General features: G+C 43.8%; 18 protein-coding genes. 10 read left to right on the forward strand and 8 right to left on the reverse strand.

Annotation, left to right across the window (positions count from 1 at the left end; genetic code table 11):
- Window positions 1-91: 91 nt before the first annotated feature.
- From rdgC to B5D26_RS00775, 4 genes are all read left to right on the forward strand, one after another.
- Complete coding sequence (rdgC, locus tag B5D26_RS00760) at window positions 92-1,012, forward strand: recombination-associated protein RdgC (RefSeq protein WP_159445555.1); 921 nt, start codon at window positions 92-94, stop codon at window positions 1,010-1,012.
- Window positions 1,013-1,084: 72 nt separating this feature from the next.
- Window positions 1,085-2,242, forward strand: a complete 1,158-nt coding sequence (locus B5D26_RS00765) for a 1-acyl-sn-glycerol-3-phosphate acyltransferase (RefSeq protein ID WP_078743776.1) — start codon at window positions 1,085-1,087, stop codon at window positions 2,240-2,242.
- A 51-nt stretch (window positions 2,243-2,293) separates the two neighbouring features.
- Complete coding sequence (locus B5D26_RS00770; protein ID WP_078743777.1) at window positions 2,294-3,427, forward strand: cation diffusion facilitator family transporter; 1,134 nt, start codon at window positions 2,294-2,296, stop codon at window positions 3,425-3,427.
- Window positions 3,428-3,608: 181 nt separating this feature from the next.
- Window positions 3,609-3,884, forward strand: coding sequence for a hypothetical protein (locus B5D26_RS00775; protein WP_078743778.1), 276 nt, complete (start codon window positions 3,609-3,611; stop codon window positions 3,882-3,884).
- A 72-nt stretch (window positions 3,885-3,956) separates the two neighbouring features.
- Here the strand turns inward: B5D26_RS00775 and B5D26_RS00780 are convergent, their stop codons facing one another.
- Both B5D26_RS00780 and B5D26_RS16585 read right to left on the reverse strand, forming a co-directional pair.
- Entirely contained in the window at window positions 3,957-4,454 is a 498-nt protein-coding gene (locus B5D26_RS00780) for a DinB family protein (RefSeq protein WP_078743779.1), read from the reverse strand.
- A 22-nt stretch (window positions 4,455-4,476) separates the two neighbouring features.
- Complete coding sequence (locus tag B5D26_RS16585; RefSeq protein WP_078743780.1) at window positions 4,477-4,881, reverse strand: pilin; 405 nt, start codon at window positions 4,879-4,881, stop codon at window positions 4,477-4,479.
- 213 nt (window positions 4,882-5,094) lie between these two features.
- Here B5D26_RS16585 and pilB point away from each other — a divergent pair, with 213 nt between their 5' ends.
- From pilB to yacG, 5 genes are read left to right on the forward strand one after another with little or no spacing between them, the layout of a single operon-like run.
- A complete protein-coding gene (gene pilB / locus B5D26_RS00790; protein WP_078743781.1) occupies window positions 5,095-6,789 on the forward strand; it encodes a type IV-A pilus assembly ATPase PilB in 1,695 nt (564 codons plus the stop codon).
- Window positions 6,790-6,837: 48 nt separating this feature from the next.
- Window positions 6,838-8,073 (forward strand): type II secretion system F family protein, encoded by a 1,236-nt coding sequence (locus B5D26_RS00795; protein ID WP_078743782.1) that lies wholly within the window; start codon window positions 6,838-6,840, stop codon window positions 8,071-8,073.
- Complete coding sequence (locus B5D26_RS00800; RefSeq protein ID WP_234985132.1) at window positions 8,070-8,933, forward strand: prepilin peptidase; 864 nt, start codon at window positions 8,070-8,072, stop codon at window positions 8,931-8,933. The genes B5D26_RS00795 and B5D26_RS00800 overlap by 4 nt, the downstream gene beginning before the upstream one ends.
- Before the next feature lie 2 nt (window positions 8,934-8,935).
- A complete protein-coding gene (coaE, locus tag B5D26_RS00805; RefSeq protein ID WP_078743783.1) occupies window positions 8,936-9,547 on the forward strand; it encodes a dephospho-CoA kinase in 612 nt (203 codons plus the stop codon).
- 6 nt (window positions 9,548-9,553) lie between these two features.
- The gene (yacG, locus tag B5D26_RS00810) at window positions 9,554-9,760 is read left to right on the forward strand and encodes a DNA gyrase inhibitor YacG (RefSeq protein ID WP_078743887.1); all 207 of its coding nucleotides are present in this window, start codon (window positions 9,554-9,556) and stop codon (window positions 9,758-9,760) included.
- A 152-nt stretch (window positions 9,761-9,912) separates the two neighbouring features.
- Here the strand turns inward: yacG and B5D26_RS00815 are convergent, their stop codons facing one another.
- The 4 genes from B5D26_RS00815 to B5D26_RS00830 form a co-directional block, all read right to left on the reverse strand.
- A complete protein-coding gene (locus B5D26_RS00815; protein ID WP_078743784.1) occupies window positions 9,913-10,872 on the reverse strand; it encodes a Nudix family hydrolase in 960 nt (319 codons plus the stop codon).
- A 96-nt stretch (window positions 10,873-10,968) separates the two neighbouring features.
- Complete coding sequence (argJ, locus tag B5D26_RS00820) at window positions 10,969-12,183, reverse strand: bifunctional glutamate N-acetyltransferase/amino-acid acetyltransferase ArgJ (protein WP_078743785.1); 1,215 nt, start codon at window positions 12,181-12,183, stop codon at window positions 10,969-10,971.
- 147 nt (window positions 12,184-12,330) lie between these two features.
- Window positions 12,331-15,039 carry a preprotein translocase subunit SecA gene (gene secA / locus B5D26_RS00825; RefSeq protein ID WP_078743786.1) on the reverse strand — a complete coding sequence of 903 codons (2,709 nt, stop codon included), beginning with the start codon at window positions 15,037-15,039 and terminating at the stop codon, window positions 12,331-12,333.
- 118 nt (window positions 15,040-15,157) lie between these two features.
- Window positions 15,158-16,087 (reverse strand): M23 family metallopeptidase, encoded by a 930-nt coding sequence (locus B5D26_RS00830; protein WP_078743787.1) that lies wholly within the window; start codon window positions 16,085-16,087, stop codon window positions 15,158-15,160.
- Between the two features lie 63 nt (window positions 16,088-16,150).
- Between B5D26_RS00830 and B5D26_RS16645 the strand changes: the two genes are divergently transcribed.
- Complete coding sequence (locus B5D26_RS16645; RefSeq protein WP_078743788.1) at window positions 16,151-16,612, forward strand: DciA family protein; 462 nt, start codon at window positions 16,151-16,153, stop codon at window positions 16,610-16,612.
- A 54-nt stretch (window positions 16,613-16,666) separates the two neighbouring features.
- Here the strand turns inward: B5D26_RS16645 and lpxC are convergent, their stop codons facing one another.
- Together lpxC and ftsZ are read right to left on the reverse strand one after the other, a co-directional pair.
- Entirely contained in the window at window positions 16,667-17,581 is a 915-nt protein-coding gene (gene lpxC / locus B5D26_RS00840) for a UDP-3-O-acyl-N-acetylglucosamine deacetylase (RefSeq protein WP_078743888.1), read from the reverse strand.
- 106 nt (window positions 17,582-17,687) lie between these two features.
- Window positions 17,688-18,848: a cell division protein FtsZ gene (ftsZ, locus tag B5D26_RS00845; protein WP_078743789.1), complete on the reverse strand. Its 1,161-nt coding sequence runs from the start codon at window positions 18,846-18,848 to the stop codon at window positions 17,688-17,690.
- Window positions 18,849-18,870: the final 22 nt, after the last annotated feature.

Raw genomic sequence — 18,870 nt, forward strand, 5'->3', positions numbered from 1 at the left:
GATCTCAACTTTGTTACAAACCGTAACCAGCGTGACATTTACGGCACTTCCTTAGATAATATCGCTCCAATTTATGACGGATAGACAATCAATGTGGTTCAAAAACCTACAACTGTTTCAGTTCAGCAAACCCATCACCATTGATATGGCTCAGCTAGAGGGGCAGCTACAGGCGTTTCAATTTGAACCATGCAAAAGCATTGAGACTTATCGTGCAGGCTGGAGTTTACCCACCCCTAATGCAATGACGCTTTACCACAGTAGTCATCACAATATTTTGCTCTGTATGCGTCGACAAGAAAAAGTAATTCCCGCTGCTGTAGTCAATGAAGCTCTAAAAGAACGCATCGCCGCAATTGAGTTAAAGGAACAGCGCAAGGTAGGTAGAAAAGAAAAGCTAACATTAAAGGAAGAGCTGCTATCTGAACTGACACCCCGTGCATTTGTGCGCTCTAGTTACACTTGGGGTTATATTGATTTAACTCAACAGCGTATTTTGATTGACGCTGTCAGCAGTAAAAAAGCAGAAGAATTTTTGGACCTGCTACGCCAAACTTTAGGCTCACTCCCTGTTATTCCTATTAACACTCAGCTAAGCCCCGCGCATGTGATGACACAATGGCTAGGCAACACACACAAAAGACCTATTGGTTTGCTTTTAGATGGTCAATGTGAACTGCGCAGTGATTTAGAGGAAGGTAGTGTAATTCGTTGTAAACAGCCTGATTTAGATGCAGATGAGGTTGTGGCGCATATTGAAACGGGCAAGCAGGTTGTAAAACTTGCGATCAATTGGCAAGAGCGTGTGCAGTGCATTTTACAGGAGGACCTGTGTATCAAACGCCTACGTTTCGGTGATGATATATTAGATGAGGCGCGGGATAGTTATGTAGATGAAGACCCCATAACGCAACTAGATGCAGACTTTGCTTTAATGAGTTTAGAACTACAGCGCTTCACTGACCATTTGATTGAGTGGTTAGGTGGCGTTGCAGAATTAGGTCAGTCCTAAGCACTGACAAGGGTAAACACTTACCTCCCCTTAATAATAAACACTCGCTTTCATAACGGACATTAGCACAACATGAATACATCGGCGCCCGACCCGTTTCAGGATATTCGCCCCTACCACGATCAAGAAGCACCAGAGGTGATTCAACGTATCATCACCCATCCTGAGCTGATTGATGCGATTTGCAAATTCCGTTTTCCTCAGATCCACAATCTGATGGGCTTTATTTTACGCCCCTTGATTCGCCGTAAACTCCATGCTCAGTTCTCAAATATCAAAACAGTCAATGAGTTCCAAAGCCAAATTTCGTTCTACATGGCACGCATGATCAAAACTTCAACGGATGGTTTTACTGTATCAGGACTCGAAAACTTAGACTTCAGCAAGCCCTATCTTTTTGTCGCCAACCACCGTGATATTGCGATGGACCCTGCGTTTGTTAACTACGCACTCTATCAAGCTGAGCAGGACACGGCCCGTATTGCCATTGGCGATAACTTGCTGCAAAAGCCTTATGTCAGTGACCTAATGCGTCTGAACAAAAGTTTTATTGTAAAGCGTTCCGCTAAAGGCGTGCGTGAGATGATGAAGGCTCTGACCGAACTGTCTGCCTATATCAATTACTCTCTGCTAGAAGAGCAACGCTCTATTTGGATTGCTCAGAAAGAAGGACGTGCTAAAGATGGTATCGATTATACAGATCCAGCCATTATTAAAATGTTCTTTATGAGTCGAAAAAAGAAAAGCGAAGGCCCTAGCTTTTCAGAAGTTATGAACGAGCTAAACATTGTCCCCGTTTCAATTTCTTATGAATATGATCCTTGTGATGAGCTAAAAGCTAAAGAATTTCACACCATTGCAACAGAAGGCAGTTATAAGAAGCCAGCCTTTGAAGATATTAAAAGCATCGTAAATGGCATCTCTGGTTATAAAGGCCGTGTTCACCTGCACTTTTCTGCTCCGTTATCCGGTCAACTAGAGAATGCAGATGAAGTAGCCCAGAAAATTGATCAAAACATCTTAGATAACTACTGCTTTTACCCATCAAACTGGCTGGCATTAGAGCGTCTAGGAGGCTATGACAATCTGAGTGGTAAGCCTGAAATAACAGCACAAGAGCGCAAAGTATTTGATGAACGTTTATCAGGCTACCCTGAGCATTATATCCCCTATATTTTAAGGATGTATGCAAACCCTATCCTGAACAGTCGAGGCTTGATTAATCGCTAGACGCTGATCAGCCGAAATGAGTACCGTATCCCGAACAGTTAGAGGCATGAAATGCATCAAGAGCAAGCAAGAGACGCGCATAAAGTTACTCTGATTGGTTCGTTACTGGATACCTTTCTAGGCATACTAAAAATCATCATTGGCTGGGCCAGCAACTCCCATGCATTGATCGCAGACGGCATTCACTCTCTGTCAGACCTATTAACTGATATTTTAGTGATTGGCGTTACTCACTATGGCAGACAAGCACCTGACAAAGAGCACCCCTACGGTCATGCCCGTTATGAAACTATGGGCACGCTTATTCTAGGGAGTTTATTGATGGCGGTGGCAGGCGCTATCGCCTACGACAGCATGGTTCGATTATTCAAGCAAAATGAACTTGCCACTCCCGGATTATGGGCAATTGCAATTACCGTATTATCCATTGCAGGTAAGGAATGGATTTTCCACTACACCATGCGTGTGGCGAAAAGAATAAAATCAGACCTACTGATTGCCAATGCGTGGCACAGTCGAAGCGATGCACTGTCTTCAATTGTCGTCTTAGTCGGTATTGTAGGCACCATGATGGGAGTTCACTGGCTTGATCAAGCAGCCGCTTTGATAGTGGGGTTGATGGTGGCGCATATCGGTTGGGGCTTGGTGGCCAATAGCATGAAAGAGCTGGTCGACACCGCGCTCCCCGTAGCAGAAACAGAGGCAATGCGTACACAAGCCTTAAGCGTGGAAGGGGTTCGTGATGTACACAGTTTACGTACCCGTAAAATGGGATCACAGATCTTTTTAGATATTCATCTACAGGTAAACCCAAAGATCAGTGTATCTGAAGGCCATCAAATCGGTGTCAAGGTCGCCAAGCTCTTACGAGAGCAGCATGAAGATGTGCAGGACATCACCTTCCATATTGATGCCGAAGACGATTCAGAACAGCACCTACCACCTTTAGAAGGACTACTACCTCTTCGCAAAGAGGTTGTACAACAACTAAAAGACTGCTGGCAAGATCAAAACTTTCAGTGGAGCGACAAGCAGTTAACGCTACACTATTTAAACAATCGTATTGATATTGACCTCTTTCTAACAGGGTCATTACCAGTAGAGATTGATGAGAACAGGCTAAAACAAATGTTGTCTAGCCAAGCATGGCTGGGGCAGCTGCGAATATGGCAGCAAAAATCTTAGCCGAACATTAAAACAGCTACTTAAAGCGTTGAGCAACTTATATAATTTGAACACAGAGTATTTCTTTATTCAGCCAAGCTCTGATACCTTAAACAGAGATATTCGAGCTTCAACTATTTGTAACCGACTGGGTTCTGACATAACAAAAAGAGACCGGTAGTGAATCCCAAAAGGAGTCTACATGAGCAGCGCAAACGAAATTAACAAAGGCCGTGTCATTAATGAGCTACGCCAATTTATTAAAAAGCTACTGCAAGATCCAAGCATTGTACCTACATCGTTAGAGGTTGCTCGCGCGCACAGCGGCCAGCCTAACTCAGCAGAAGTGATTGCACGTGAAATTAGCAGCCTAACCAGTGTAAAAATCCCTGACGATATCGCAGATTTTTCTGATGCAGATCGCTTGTACCTTGAAGTATTGAAAGAAGTCATTGATGAAGAGCAAGCGATGTACTAATCCATATCGCCTAAGACGCAAAAAGCCCGCATTGAAAGCGGGCTTTTTGCGTTACACATCAACAATAATATATTAGCGTCGAGAAGCTAGCACAAAGTAGTAATAGTCCATTTCTGGCACAGGTACACCATGTTCAACCAGCACGGCTGATATTTGACCGCGATGATGGGTGCCATGATTAAACACATGGATCAACAGGTCATCTAGATTAATCTCAGCTTTTTGTCCCGCGATATTTCGGTACTCAATCGCCTTACTTAAGCGGCGTTCAGTTACTGTGGCGCAGGTTTGAAACCAAGTGTTGCATTGTGCCAATAGCGCCGTTTCCAGCGCTTTGGCATTGCTTTCAATTTCGTGGCTTAAATCGGTTACGGGGTAAGGTATGCCTTCAATACGAGCATGCCATAACTGATCTACCAGCAACAGATGGTTTAGCGTACCGTGTACACTACCAAAAAATAGCCCTGCATCTTGGCGGTACTGCTCATCACTCAGTAGCGACACAGATTCAAATAGCTTTTCCGTTGCCCAGCGGTGATAGCGAGATAGCTTTGCCAAATGTTGTTGCATAATATCAGTCTCTAGTCACTACTTAAGCAGATGTTTCAGCCATAGCCCATTTAATGCCCGAAGCGTTCAACGTTGGCGTGTAAGTGCGGGTGTAAACCTTACCACCGATTGTAACGCTTTTAGCTGTAATCACACCTGTAGCAGACACTGCCAAAGTATCTAAGGTAGTATAGGTACCAGTTGTAATAGCAGCAGGCACACTATTTGAACCTGCACCACATGCAGTCAATCCACCTGTAGTTTGCGCACAAATTGAAACTGCCGTTTTATAACTATCTGCCACAGAATCAAGCTCAGTTAATTTGGCTTGAAGAGTGTAGTCTTGATACCTAGGCACTGCCACCGCAGCTAAAATACCGATAATTGCTACAACAATTAGCAGCTCAATAAGAGTAAAGCCCTTCTGCTTTCTATTCTTAAACATCATCTTTTCATCCTCTGAATGTAATATTGAACTCTAAATTATATTGCGACCGCAAATTTGCTTAGAGTCGACAAGATTGATCAATCAAGTTTAGAGTACAGATACGTATGCTTACAATAGATTAGACCAAGCAAGGATAAAAAATATTTATATTATTCAAGTTTTAATTGACCGAATGACTTTATAATCGAACCATAATTATCAGCAGACAAGGAGATGACTGTGTCACTTGGTGGAATTGCAAAACGGCTGGTTATTGAAGGGGTTATGAGCAAAGAGGCTGCTTTGGCTGCTTCTGAGCAGGCTCAAAAAGAAAACACCTCTTTCTTACAACATGTTGTAACTACCCACAAGGTTGACGCCAAAGCGGTAGCACTTGCCGCTGCACGCGAGTTTGGCGTGCCTTTTCTTGACTTATCTGCTTTTGACCCTGAACACTTTCCTAAAGATTTAGTGAATGAAAAACTTATTCGCCACCACATGGCTCTCCCCTTATATAGACGCGGCAGCAAACTTTTTCTAGCAATTGCCAACCCAACCAATTTAGCCGCAGTGGATGAGATTCAGTTCCAAACAGGATTGAATACCGAGGCAATTTTAGTACCTTATGATCAACTTGTTCGTGCTGTAGAGAACTATTTAGAGGGTGATGAAGAAGCTTTATCCAAACTAGAAGATGATGAGCTAGATAATCTTGATCTCGCCAGTAACGAGCCCAAAGAGATCGGTACAGATACATCAGGGACTGATGATGCTCCCATCGTAAAGTTTGTAAATAAAGTGCTACTTGATGCCATTAAGCTAGGTTCATCCGATATTCACTTTGAGCCTTACGAGCGTAGCTTTCGTATTCGCTACCGTACCGATGGCTTATTGCATGAGGCGATAAAACCACCCTTCAACCTACGACATCGTATTACTAGCCGCTTAAAGGTGATGGCAAAACTTGACATATCTGAACGTCGCGTCCCGCAAGATGGCAGCATCAAACTCAAGGTATCCAAAACCAGAACCATCGATTTTCGTGTAAACACCATGCCAACCCTATGGGGGGAGAAAGTGGTGTTAAGGGTATTAGACTCAAGTGCCGCCCGTATTGGCATGGATGAGCTAGGTTTTACCCCTGAGCAAAAAGTGATGTACGAAAAAACCTTAAGTCAACCGCAAGGTATGATACTGGTTACAGGTCCTACGGGCAGCGGTAAAACAGTAACTTTGTATACAGGGCTAAACATCCTGAATACACCTGAGCGCAATATATCAACTGCCGAAGACCCTGTGGAAATTAATCTTGAAGGGATCAATCAAGTTAATGTGAACTACAAAGTCGGCTTAGACTTTTCGGCTGCTCTGCGTGCATTTTTACGTCAAGATCCAGACATTGTTATGGTCGGTGAGATTCGAGATTTAGAGACGGCTGAAATTGCTATTAAAGCGGCACAAACAGGACACCTTGTTTTATCAACCCTGCATACCAATAGCGCAGCGGAAACACTGACGCGACTGCATAATATGGGAATCCCTGCGTTTAATATTGCAACATCTGTTAGCCTGATTATCGCCCAACGTTTGGCTCGCAAGCTTTGCTCAAACTGTAAGAAACCTTCTGATATACCTGAATCTGCATTATTAGAAGAGGGTTTTACTCTTGATCAGTTACGTAACGCCAAGCTATACCAGCCTGTAGGTTGCGAAAATTGCCATCAAGGCTATAAGGGGCGACTGGGTATCTATGAAGTTGTCCCTATTACCAGTGCGATTTCTAAACTGATTATGAATAATGCCAACTCATTAGAAATTGCAGAGCAAGCTCAAAAAGAAGGTTATGCTAACCTTCGGACCTCTGGCTTGAAAAAAGCATTAGCTGGACTCACCAGCTTAGCGGAAGTAAACCGTGTCACTGTCGATTAGCAAGCTGATTTTTTTACGCTACCAATTATTAATTAGGACTGACTGATAATGGCCACCAATCAGGACGATAAAAGCAAGCAACAATACCAAGTGTTTCGCTGGGATGGCATTGACAGCAAAGGTAATAAACAGAAAGGTGAAATCCAAGCTCTGAATCTTAGCCTAGCAAAAGCTCAGCTGAGAAAACAGGGCATTACAGCCAATAAAGTAGGGCGTAAAACTCAACTCCCATTCGGAATTGGTGTAAAAGAAATCACCTCCAAAGAAGTGACGCTGTTTACTAGGCAACTTGCCACAATGCTTAAAGCGGGCGTGCCTTTGGTGCAATCACTGAATATTGTGGCAGAAGGTTCTGAAAACTCCACTATGCAGAAGATGATAGTCTCCATACGCAATGAGGTATCTGACGGCAATATGCTAAGCATGGGGCTAAGAAAGCACCCTAAACATTTTGATAAGTTAATCTCTAATCTAGTAGAAGCAGGTGAGCGATCTGGAGCCTTAGATGTGATGCTAGAGCGTGTGGCTTTGTATAAAGAAAAAACCGAGCGCATCAAAGCCAAAATAAAAAAAGCACTCTACTATCCCGCATCAGTCATGACCATTGGCCTAGTGGTGATGCTCATTTTACTACTCAAAGTAGTACCTCAATTTGAAACCATGTTTAAAAGCTTTAATGCAGAATTACCATTGATTACACAATTAGTGATTGATGCTTCTGAGTTTGTGCAGACCTATTGGTGGCTTATCTTTGCCACCTTATTTTTTGCACCGTTATTTATTGTGAATGCAGTTAAAAAATCAGAAACCTTTGCCTATAGAGTCGATGCTATAGTGCTAAAGCTACCTGTCATTGGTGCCATTATCAAAAAATCATCTATCGCTCGCTTTAGCCGCACTCTAGCAACCTCTTTTGCCGCCGGCGTACCTTTGGTAGAGTCGCTGGCCTCCTCTGCGGGGGCTACAGGTAATCGAGTTTATACCCGAGCTATTTTTGCAGTCCGAGACAACATCAGCACAGGGCAACAGCTAAATTTTGCACTTAAAACAACCCATCTATTTCCCAGCATGGTGACCCAGATGGTAGCGATTGGAGAAGAGTCTGGATCGCTGGATACGATGCTAGATAAAGTTGCAGAGTTCTATGAAGAAGAAGTAGATGATGCTGTCGATTCAATGACCACACTGATGGAGCCCCTTGTGATCTCTATTTTAGGCGTCATGGTTGGTGGCTTAGTGGTTGCGATGTACTTGCCAATATTCCAAATGGGTAGTTTATTTTGATCGCACAACTCCTTGATAACCCTCTGCTGTTGAGTGGTATTATATTTTTTGCGGGTTTATTACTGGGTAGCTTTTTGAATGTTGTGATCTATCGCCTCCCTTTGATGCTGGAAAGACAGTGGCAACAAGAGTGTGCCAATTATCAGGCAGACTTAGCCATTGATCAGTCGAAACATAATATATTTAATCTGGCTTGGCCTGCATCACACTGTCCAAACTGCCACCACTCTGTAGCGGCTTATGACAATATTCCCTTGCTAAGCTATCTATTATTGAAAGGGCGCTGCCGCCACTGTCATCAGAATATTGCCCGACAGTATCCCGCCGTTGAGCTAGCCAGCGGTTTGTTAGCACTTGCTAGCTTGTATGTCATCGGCATTCAGCTACAAGCATTGTTGCTATACGTGGTTAGCTTAGTACTTCTTGCACTGTTAGTGATTGATTTGAAGACACAGTTACTACCAGATTTACTGACCCAGCCTTTGTTGTGGGCAGGCTTGTTAACACAGCAACTTTTTTATCCTGAGCAACTAGATAGCGCATTATGGGGAGCTGTTTTAGGCTATCTGGTTTTATGGTCTATCTACTGGCTTTTTAAATTAGCAACAGGCAAAGAGGGAATGGGCTATGGTGACTTTAAACTATTAGCAGCACTCGGCGCTTGGGGAGGCGCAGCTGCACTCCCTGCAATACTGTTAATCAGCGCATTAACAGGTTTATTAATAGCCTTGCTATTACGCACAACCGGACAGCTCGCGAGTGGACAAGCAATGCCTTTTGGCCCTGCCTTAGCACTGGCAGGATGGCTAGTGCTATATTTTCCAACACAAATTCAATCTTTGATGTGGACAATTTTTTAACCATGCCGAAACATAAATTAATTATTGGCCTAACAGGTGGTATCGGCTCGGGTAAAACTGCCGCTTCTGATTACTTCCAAAAAATAGGCATCAACATCATAGATGCCGATATTGTTGCTAGGGCAGTCGTTCAACCAGAAACAGCGGCATGGCATCAAATTAAAGATTATTTTGGTACCGAAGTGTTAGAGGCTAATGGCCAATTAAATCGGGCATGGCTGCGTAAACAAATTTTTGCCAACCCAGAGCAGCGACGTTGGCTAGAATCCATTACTCATCCTGCAATACGTACTGAAATCATTGATCAACTTGGAAAGGTACAATCTGACTATGGTATTTTAGTGTCGCCCTTATTGCTTGAAAGCGGGCAGAATGAGCTGGTGGATAGAGTGTTACTAATTGATGTACCAACCACTCTACAACGGCAGCGAACGCAAATCAGGGACAATAACAGCGCCGCTCAAGTAGATGCTATTATTGCGGCACAAATGCCAAGGCAAGCACGCATCAGTCGTGCTGACGACATTATTATCAATGATCAAAGCCTTGAGCATCTTCAACAAGCCTGCCAAGCTTTGCATCAGCAATATTTACAACTAAGCCAACTTAAGTAAATGCATATGACTGAGAAAGTAATGACTGTAAACTGTCCAACTTGCAAGAAAGCCGTAGAATGGAAGCCAGAGAGTGTACACCGACCATTTTGCAGCGATCGCTGCCGCCTAATTGATCTTGGCGAGTGGGCCAGCGAAAGTCATCGTATTGCAGGGGAACCTGCAATGGATGAGCTATCCAGCGACCTACTAGAGCAATTACCTAGAGGTTAGCCTCTCTGAAGGTCTATAAAAAAGGACTAAGCGTTCAAGCAGGAGTTACTCTATAAAAACTTTCATATTTTCCGGCTGTTAGCCGGAAAATACCGAAATACTCTTGTTCAGGAGCCAATAAATGCTCCTTTATTTGTAACAATTAAACTTGCTTACTTCCCACTACGGCTGACTTGCTGCCAAAATGCACCAATACCAGCAACACCCTGACCACCTAAACCTTTGGCTTTACGAATATCTTCACGCCCCATACCTCCAAGGGCATACACTGGCACAGGTACTTGTTCAATCAGCTCTTTGAAGCGTTGCCAACCCATCGGCTCAACACCAGGGTGGCTATCGGTAGCCTGTACGGGGCTAAGTGTAATCAAGTCAGCCTGTAAGGCAATCGCTTGCTCTAACTGTGCAAGGTTATGGCAAGCACAAGAGAGTAATTTGTCTCTAGGAATAGGGCGCTGACTATAATGAGATAATCGTTCACTGCTCAAGTGAATGCCGTCAGCATCAATTTGACCTAACAGATCTGCAGCGCTATTTAGAATGAGTTTAGCGCCTGATTCTGAGGTAAGCGCTAACGCCTTCTTAGCGCGAGATAAAAATTCGTTTTTATCTAAACTTGGTACTCGCATTTGCACTAGTTCAGCACCTGCATTTAATGCCCGAGTCAACTTTAACAACCACTCCTCTTCATTCTCAGCAGCACCCGTTATCACGTAATAGTCTGGTATTGAAATCGCCTTTAATATTGAGTGGTTCGCCTCAGGGAAACTATATTTTTTCAAGTCTTCAGGCTTTACCCAGCGCACTGCTTGGCCCTCTCGACCATAGGCTTCACCGTCAAAACTATGTACACGCCACACATCTAATAACACATTGTATTCTGGATATTGGTGGTTAATTGCAATGAGAGGAGAGGCGGAGGTCACCTGAATACCTATCTCTTCATTTAACTCTCGGGCTAAAGCTTGGCGTGCAGTTTCATAAGGTGCTAACTTCCCACCGGGAAACTCCCACAAACCACCTTGATCAACCGTTGCAGGACGACGGGCAATTAAGATATCGCCATTTTCATTACAGATCACCGCAGCTGCGACATGAATAAACTTTGGCATTCACCCACCTGATACAGACTAAAAACAAAACATAAAATACTTCAAAACAAAACGGGCTTGCTAACAAAGCCAACAAGCCCGCTTACAACCGCTCAATTAACTACGGTAATCCGCATTAATCGTCACATAATCATGGGACAAATCTGTTGTCCAAACAGTGTCTTCAACTTCGCCACGCGCCAGATCAATCTGGATACGAATAAAAGTTTCAGCCATTACGGCTGAACCAGCAGCCTCGGTGTAATCAGGGTTACGACCACCATTCAATACAATCTGTACGTCACCCAGCCAGATGTTAATTTTATCAACATCTAGTGCATCAACATTGGCACGACCCACTGCGGCCAAAATACGTCCCCAGTTAGCATCACTGGCAAACAGTGCTGTTTTCACTAGAGGGGAGTGCGCAACAGTGAAGCCTACTTCTATGGCTTCGTCTTGAGTAGCAGCATGAGAGACGGTGATTTCAACAAACTTAGTCGCGCCTTCTCCATCCTTCACAATGTCATGTGCCAAAGAGCGCATCACATCATCTAATGCAGTTTGAAAAGCGGTCATTGCAGCTTCATCTGCCTGATTAATCTCCGCAGATTGTCCACTGGCGATCAAAATGCAGGCATCATTAGTTGAAGTATCGCCATCTACAGTAATACGGTTAAAAGACCGATCTGTCGCGGTGCGTAACATCTGCTGTAAAAGCTCATGCTCAATTTTTGCATCTGTAGCCACAAAGCCCAGCATGGTTGCCATGTTCGGTTTAATCATACCCGAACCTTTGGCAATACCATTGATATGAACCAGCTGACCATTTACCTCAATAGCAGCTGTTGCACCTTTAGCACGAGTATCTGTAGTTAAAATTCCCTCGCCTGCTACAGCCCAGTTAGCTTCTGACAGGTCTTGCTTCGCAGCCGATAGGACTGCTTCAATTTTAGCCACTGGCAAAGGTTCGCCAATAACACCCGTTGAGAACGGAAGAATCTGTTCAGCGGTCACGCCCATCTGCGCTGCTAATAATTCGCAGCACTGTTGGGCAGCAACTAAGCCTTGCTTGCCTGTTCCTGCATTGGCATTACCTGTGTTAATCAACAAATAGCGTGGCGTAGCCTGCGCCAAATGCTGCTTTGCAATCTGAACAGGTGCTGCACAAAAAGCATTCTTAGTGAATACACCTACAACTGTTGCACCCTCTGGGCACTCAATCACCACAACATCCTTGCGGCCTGCTTTTTTAATACCAGCAGACGCAATGCCTAAACGTACACCATCAATTTGATGAAACACCGGTAACACAGACGGGCCAACAGCCATGACCAACTCCTAAAATAAGTTGTTTAACGATTAAAAATTCATTTGTGGTCTATTTTGATCATTTTAATAACAAGATCATAACAACACAGGGCGGTTGATTGCTCAACCACCCTGTTTCAGTGCCAACTTTAGATCACCACACTTAATCTACTGTAGTTTTCCATGACACTGTTTGTATTTTTTACCTGAGCCACATGGACAAGGTTCATTACGTCCGACTTTGCGCTCATCCCGAATAAAGGGTTGAGCCTGCTCCGACTGATTTTGTCCAGCCTCACCATGCATACCCTCTGCTTGAGAGTGCTGATATTGGTATTGCTGTTTGGCCTGAGCTTCGCGATGGCGACGCTCCATTTCTTCAACCTCTTCCTCTTTCTGCACTTGCACATGGCTTAATATACGAATCACATCATGCTTAATGTTTTTCAGCATATCCTGAAAGAGTTCAAAGGATTCTCGCTTGTATTCTTGTTTCGGGTTCTTCTGTGCATAGCCCCGCAGGTGAATACCTTGGCGCAGATGATCCATAGCGGCAAGGTGTTCTTTCCAACGGGTATCAAGTACTTGTAATAAGACCTGTTTCTCAAACTGGCGAATAGTAGTGACGCCAGCCTGAGCTTCCTTCGCACGATAAACCTCAATTAGCTCCGCGTGAATCTTTTCACGTAATGAGTCTTCATATAGCTGCTGATCTTCATCTAGCCACTGCTGAATAGGTAGGCGCAAAGCAAACTCAGCTTCTAAATGTTGCTCTAAACCAGGAATATCCCATTGCTCAGGCATGCTTTGTTCTGGAATGTAATTGCTGATGTTTTCTTGCAATACATCCGCACGAATACTATCAATCATCTCGGCTAGAGACTCGCTGCGCAAGACCTCATCCCGCTGTTGATAAACAACTGTGCGCTGGTCATTTGCCACATCATCATATTCAAGCAGCTGTTTACGAATATCGAAGTTACGACCTTCTACTTTGCGCTGCGCTTTTTCGATGGCACTTGTCACCATACGATGTTCAATAGCTTCGCCATTTTCTAAACCTAGTGCCTGCATAAAGCCACGCACACGATCAGAAGCAAACAAACGCATCAAGTCATCTTCCAAAGAAAGGAAGAAACGGGTAGAGCCTGGATCACCTTGACGACCAGATCGGCCTCGTAGCTGGTTATCAATACGACGTGATTCATGGCGCTCTGAACCGATCACATGCAAACCACCAGCCGCTAAAACATCCTCATGGCGTTGCTGCCACTCGGCTTTAGCTGCCGCAATTTGTGCCTCTGTCGGATTATTCAAACGAGCAACTTCAGACTCCCAGTTACCACCCAAAACAATATCCGTACCACGACCTGCCATATTAGTCGCGATAGTAACCGCGCCAGGACGACCTGCTTGAGCAATAATTTCAGCTTCGCTGGCGTGCTGTTTAGCATTCAAGACGTTATGAGGAATGCCAGCTTTCTTTAACAAAGCACTGACAAACTCAGAGGCTTCAATTGAGGCCGTACCCACTAAAATAGGACGTTTGGCTTCGATCTTAGCCTTAACATCCTCGATAATGGCATCGAACTTTTCCTGCATCGTTAGATAGATCAGGTCATTACTGTCGATACGTTTTACGGGTTTATTGGTTGGAATCACCACAACATCTAAACCGTAAATTTGACGAAACTCAAAAGCTTCAGTATCGGCAGTACCCGTCATACCTGCAAGTTTGTCATACTGACGGAAATAGTTCTGGAAGGTTGTTGATGCTAAAGTTTGGCTTTCATTCTGAATATGAACACCTTCTTTGGCTTCAACCGCTTGATGTAAACCCTCAGACCAACGACGCCCCGGCATCGTACGACCGGTGTGCTCATCAACAATTACAACTTCATTTTTCTGTACAATGTAATGTACATCTCGTTGAAATAATGCATGAGCCCGCAAAGCTGCATTAACATGATGTAGCAAACCAAGGTTGGCAGGGGCATATAGGCTTTCACCCTCTGGCAGCAAGCCATTCTCAGTTAGCAATTCTTCAATAAATTGATGCCCATGCTCTGATAGTTCAATAGAGCGCTGCTTTTCATCTTTAAAGAAATGGCCTTCGCCACCCTCTTCCTTACACTCGATAAGGCTAGGCACCAATGTATTAATTTTACGATACATCTCTGAGCTGTCTTCAACAGCACCAGAGATAATCAAAGGCGTACGTGCTTCATCGATTAAAATCGAGTCCACTTCATCCACTACGGCAAAATACATCTCACGCTGTACACGATCTTCCAAACTGAAAGCCATGTTGTCACGCAGATAGTCAAAACCAAACTCATTGTTGGTACCATAAGTGATGTCGCAGGCGTAAGCTGCACGCTTCTGCTCAGGTGTTAACCCCGGTACAGAAACCCCAACCGTTAAGCCTAAAAACTCATATAAGGGACGCATCCAGTCTGCATCACGACGCGCCAAGTAATCATTCACCGTTACCACATGCACGCCCTTTTGAGCCAATGCATTCAAGTAAACTGCCAATGTGGCAACTAAGGTTTTACCCTCACCGGTTCTCATCTCTGCAATTTTGCCGAAATGTAGCGCCATTCCCCCAATTAACTGGGTATCAAAGTGGCGCATCCCCATCACACGGGAACTGGCCTCGCGAGCAACTGCAAAGGCTTCAGGTAATAGTTTATCTAGGCTTTCCCCTTTAGCGATGCGTTCACGGAACTCAGGGGTTTTAGCTTGTAGTGCCTCATCTGACAACACCTTAACTTTCTCTTCTAAGGCATTAGTTTGACGCACAATTTTGCCAAGTCGTTTCAGCTCTCGGTCGTTTTTACTACCGATTAGTTTTCTTAATAACGATGCAACCATGATTTTTCTTCAGCAGTGAGGACGCCTTAATAACAGGCGTTAAGGCTTGAAAAATAAAAAAATTCTGCCTGCATAGTAACACGTACTTTTACAGGCAGAAATAATTCAGGAGGGCTTTTTAACGGCTCGCGCGGTGAATAAACTTGGCAGGGTCTACTGCACGGCCTTTATAACGAACTTCATAATGTACATGAGGGCCAGTGGAGCGGCCACTACTTCCCATAGCGGCAACAACTTGCCCCTTGCCTACCACGTCACCTACTTTCACTTTTGTAACTTTACTATGAGCATAACGCGTGGTGTAGCCAGCACCATGGTCAATTTCAACTAACAAACCATAACCGTAACGAGGCCCAGACCAAGTGACTACACCTGCTGCCACTGCGATAACATCGGAACCATCCTTACCCGCAAAATCAACACCTTCATGCCAAGCTAAGCGCCCAGTAAAAGGATCAGCACGCTTACCGTAATTTGAAGACAACCAACCTTTACGAATAGGTCGGCCTGCGATAAACACATCATCTTGAATTTTACGATTACCTAGCAAAGACTCGATCACTTGTAGCTGTTGCTCACGATCATCAATAGTGCGAGCTAGCTCGTCTATAGTAGAAATAAAATCATCAACTTCAACCGTTATACCCAGCTCGTTAGCCTCTGGACCACCCACTGGTGGAGCTCTATCGAAGTCAAATTCGCCTTCATCTAAATCAGCAATATGGGTTAAACGTTTCCCTAGTGCATCAAGCCGTACCAAGCGTGCCTGTAGCTCTGCAATTCGTACAGTTAGAGCATCAAGTTGTTCACGAGAGGCTTTTCTTAAGTCATCAATTTGCTTTTTTTGTTCTTGAAGATCATCCATCCACTGCTTCGCAGATGCATCCGTCATTAGGGGCTGCTCGCTATCTAGCGCCAAATACAGACCCACGCCCCCTACTGATAAAGGTGCTACAATAAATATCGTAACTAGCAAAAAAATAATCAGCTTAGAAAGGTGAATATTTTTAGATGTTAAATGTTTATCATCAAAAATTACGACATTCATTTATTCAACCTTATTTCTTGTATTTTAAATACTTTTTTCTTGACCTAACAATAGACAGAGTATATGCGATCATACCGCTCGACAAAACGCCTGAGTGAAATAATTCATACAGATTCCAGTCTTCTCGGTAAGCTTTTTCATAAAGCTGAAATCTTACAATCTATACAGAAGCAAATAGCATACCTACTACCTGAGCCTTTACAGCACAAGTTTCAACTTGCCAATATTAGCCGTAAAGAGATTGTTATTCACGTACACTCGGCAGCTCTGCTCTCAAGATTTCGGCTTTGTCAAAATCAGGTAATGCAGTTAATTAACAGCCAATACTCATGGGCTAAAATTGAGAAAGTTGTTTTAAAAGTTAGACCCCACCGAGATCAAAACACTTCTATAGCAAAACCTCATAGAATTAAAAGCACTGCTATTGCTGAAACCGTATTATCTTGCGCCCAAAGCTGTCACGATACCGAACTTAAAAATGCATTACTTTCCTTAGCTAAACATATCGCGCCAGAGCACTTATAATAAAGGCTAAAAAAAAACCTCAACTAGATGAGGCTTTTTTCAAATCAAAGAATATTAAACTGCAGCGGCAGCGGGTTTCATATAAGAGATTGGCGCTTCTTCTGCATCGTCAAAAGTAATAACCTCATAGCACTCTGGGTGCTCCAATAACTCTCTAAGCAGCTTATTATTTAGCCCGTGACCTGATTTATAGCCCGTAAACTGACCAATTAAGCTAAAGCCTAATAAGTACAAGTCACCAATTGCATCTAGAACTTTATGGCGTACGAACTCGTCCTCATAGCGCAGGCCGTCTTCATTAAGAATGCTGTACTCATCCACAACAATTGCATTATCCATACTGCCACCAAGCGCAAGATTTTTTGAGCGTAAGAACTCAATGTCTTGCATAAAACCAAAAGTACGCGCCCGACTTACTTCTTTAACAAAAGAAGTGCTAGAAAAATCAATCGCTATGTCTTGTTTTTGAGAGGCAAATACAGGATGGTCAAAATTAATAGCAAATGAAACTTTAAAACCATCATAAGGCAGAAAAGAAGCTTCTTTGTCTGCCTCTGTGACAGTTACTGGTTTCTTGATACGAATAAACTGTTTCGCTTTGTTTTGCTCTTCAATACCAGCAGACTGCAGTAAAAATACAAATGGCCCCGAACTACCATCCATAATGGGTACTTCGGGTGCACTTACATCAACATACAAATTATCAATGCCTAAACCAGCCAAAGCAGACAACAGATGCTCAACCGTACCAACTTTGGCAAGATCATTACCAATTGTAGTAGACAATGTTGTTTCGCACACATTCAGTGCAGTTGCTTTTATTTCAACAACTGGGTCTAAATCTGTTCTACGGAATATAACACCGGTATCAACCGCAGCAGGACGTAGAGTTAAGTAAACTTTCTGACCAGAGTGTAAGCCAACGCCTGTAGCTCGAATGGTATTTTTTAGTGTCCGCTGCTTAATCATTGTCACTTCTTTTCGGTTATGTGGAGAACTTTGAGAGATCATAACAAATCCCCCAGAGAAGCCACTATAGTTGTCTGTTTCGTTTTGTACTCAAGCAGAAAGAAACTCAGTCCGCTTGTTTACGTAAAAAAGCAGGAATATCCAGATAATCCATATCTGACTTACTTTCAGCCTGTTTTTTCACTGTAGACTCTGTTTTACGCGTGATAGCTGGCTGACGGTCAAGCTTTGTATAGTCTACAGGTGATGCCGCTTGAGGTTTAGGCTCAGATACTGGCTTTTTTACTGGAGCAGCCATCCGTACTTGATCAAGACCTGCTGCAACAACCGTAACTTTCACTTCATCGCCTTCATCCATATCAGGATCAATAGAAGTACCAATCACAACTGTTGAGTGTTCAGAGGAGAACTGATTAAGCAAATCACCCACTGCTGTAAACTCACCAATAGAAAAGTCTGAGCCAGCTGAGATATTCACCAAAATACCACGTGCATCACGTAGGTCGATATCTTCCAATAGAGGACTCTTAATTGCCTTCTCTGTGGCTTCAAGGGCTCTATTCTCACCGCTTGCCGTACCACTTCCCATCATTGCCATGCCTTTTTCAGACATAACGGTACGCACATCGGCAAAGTCGACATTGATCATGCCTGGACGAGTAATCAAGTCTGCAATACCTTGTACAGCGCCTAGCAATACATTATTAGCTTCACTAAAAGCTTGCAGTAAACTGGTATTTTTACCTAAAGCAGATAAGAGTTTCTCGTTAGGAATCGTAATTAACGAGTCCACTTGCTCTGACAACGCACGAATACCTTCTTCTGCAATTGCCATACGTTTACGCCCTTCAAAAGGGAACGGCTTGGTTACAACAGCAACAGTCAATATACCTAATTCACGCGCAACTTCAGCAATAACAGGTGCGCCACCAGTACCAGTACCACCACCCATACCCGCAGCGATAAACACCATATCTGAGCCTGCTAGTAGCTCTGCTATACGCTCACGATCTTCAAGCGCAGCCTGACGACCTACTTCAGGGTTTGCACCCGCGCCTAAGCCTTTGGTCAGCTCGCTACCCAGCTGTAGAATACTTTTAGCTTCAACTTTCTTCAGTGCTTGGGCATCAGTATTGGCAACAATAAAGTCAACGCCTTCAACATTATGGCGAAGCATATGTGTGACTGCATTACCGCCGCCGCCGCCAACACCGACAACTTTGATAACAGCATTGGCATTTGCTGCATTATCTAAAATCTCAAACATTTTCCAGTCTCCATAAATGCAA

The sequence above is a fragment of the Oceanospirillum multiglobuliferum genome (genome assembly GCF_900167095.1).
GTDB classification, from domain to species: Bacteria; Pseudomonadota; Gammaproteobacteria; order Pseudomonadales; family Halomonadaceae; genus Oceanospirillum; species Oceanospirillum multiglobuliferum.

What these genes read in the sequence shown, in the direction of transcription:
- rdgC (WP_159445555.1), top strand. Translation starts at nt 92, where the DNA reads ATGTGGTTCAAAAACCTACAACTGTTTCAGTTCAGCAAACCCATCACC.
- B5D26_RS00765 (WP_078743776.1), top strand. Translation starts at nt 1,085, where the DNA reads ATGAATACATCGGCGCCCGACCCGTTTCAGGATATTCGCCCCTACCAC.
- B5D26_RS00770 (WP_078743777.1), top strand. Translation starts at nt 2,294, where the DNA reads ATGCATCAAGAGCAAGCAAGAGACGCGCATAAAGTTACTCTGATTGGT.
- B5D26_RS00775 (WP_078743778.1), top strand. Translation starts at nt 3,609, where the DNA reads ATGAGCAGCGCAAACGAAATTAACAAAGGCCGTGTCATTAATGAGCTA.
- B5D26_RS00780 (WP_078743779.1), bottom strand. Translation starts at nt 4,454, where the DNA reads ATGCAACAACATTTGGCAAAGCTATCTCGCTATCACCGCTGGGCAACG.
- B5D26_RS16585 (WP_078743780.1), bottom strand. Translation starts at nt 4,881, where the DNA reads ATGATGTTTAAGAATAGAAAGCAGAAGGGCTTTACTCTTATTGAGCTG.
- pilB (WP_078743781.1), top strand. Translation starts at nt 5,095, where the DNA reads ATGACTGTGTCACTTGGTGGAATTGCAAAACGGCTGGTTATTGAAGGG.
- B5D26_RS00795 (WP_078743782.1), top strand. Translation starts at nt 6,838, where the DNA reads ATGGCCACCAATCAGGACGATAAAAGCAAGCAACAATACCAAGTGTTT.
- coaE (WP_078743783.1), top strand. Translation starts at nt 8,936, where the DNA reads ATGCCGAAACATAAATTAATTATTGGCCTAACAGGTGGTATCGGCTCG.
- yacG (WP_078743887.1), top strand. Translation starts at nt 9,554, where the DNA reads ATGACTGAGAAAGTAATGACTGTAAACTGTCCAACTTGCAAGAAAGCC.
- B5D26_RS00815 (WP_078743784.1), bottom strand. Translation starts at nt 10,872, where the DNA reads ATGCCAAAGTTTATTCATGTCGCAGCTGCGGTGATCTGTAATGAAAAT.
- argJ (WP_078743785.1), bottom strand. Translation starts at nt 12,183, where the DNA reads ATGGCTGTTGGCCCGTCTGTGTTACCGGTGTTTCATCAAATTGATGGT.
- secA (WP_078743786.1), bottom strand. Translation starts at nt 15,039, where the DNA reads ATGGTTGCATCGTTATTAAGAAAACTAATCGGTAGTAAAAACGACCGA.
- B5D26_RS00830 (WP_078743787.1), bottom strand. Translation starts at nt 16,087, where the DNA reads ATGAATGTCGTAATTTTTGATGATAAACATTTAACATCTAAAAATATT.
- B5D26_RS16645 (WP_078743788.1), top strand. Translation starts at nt 16,151, where the DNA reads ATGCGATCATACCGCTCGACAAAACGCCTGAGTGAAATAATTCATACA.
- lpxC (WP_078743888.1), bottom strand. Translation starts at nt 17,581, where the DNA reads ATGATTAAGCAGCGGACACTAAAAAATACCATTCGAGCTACAGGCGTT.
- ftsZ (WP_078743789.1), bottom strand. Translation starts at nt 18,848, where the DNA reads ATGTTTGAGATTTTAGATAATGCAGCAAATGCCAATGCTGTTATCAAA.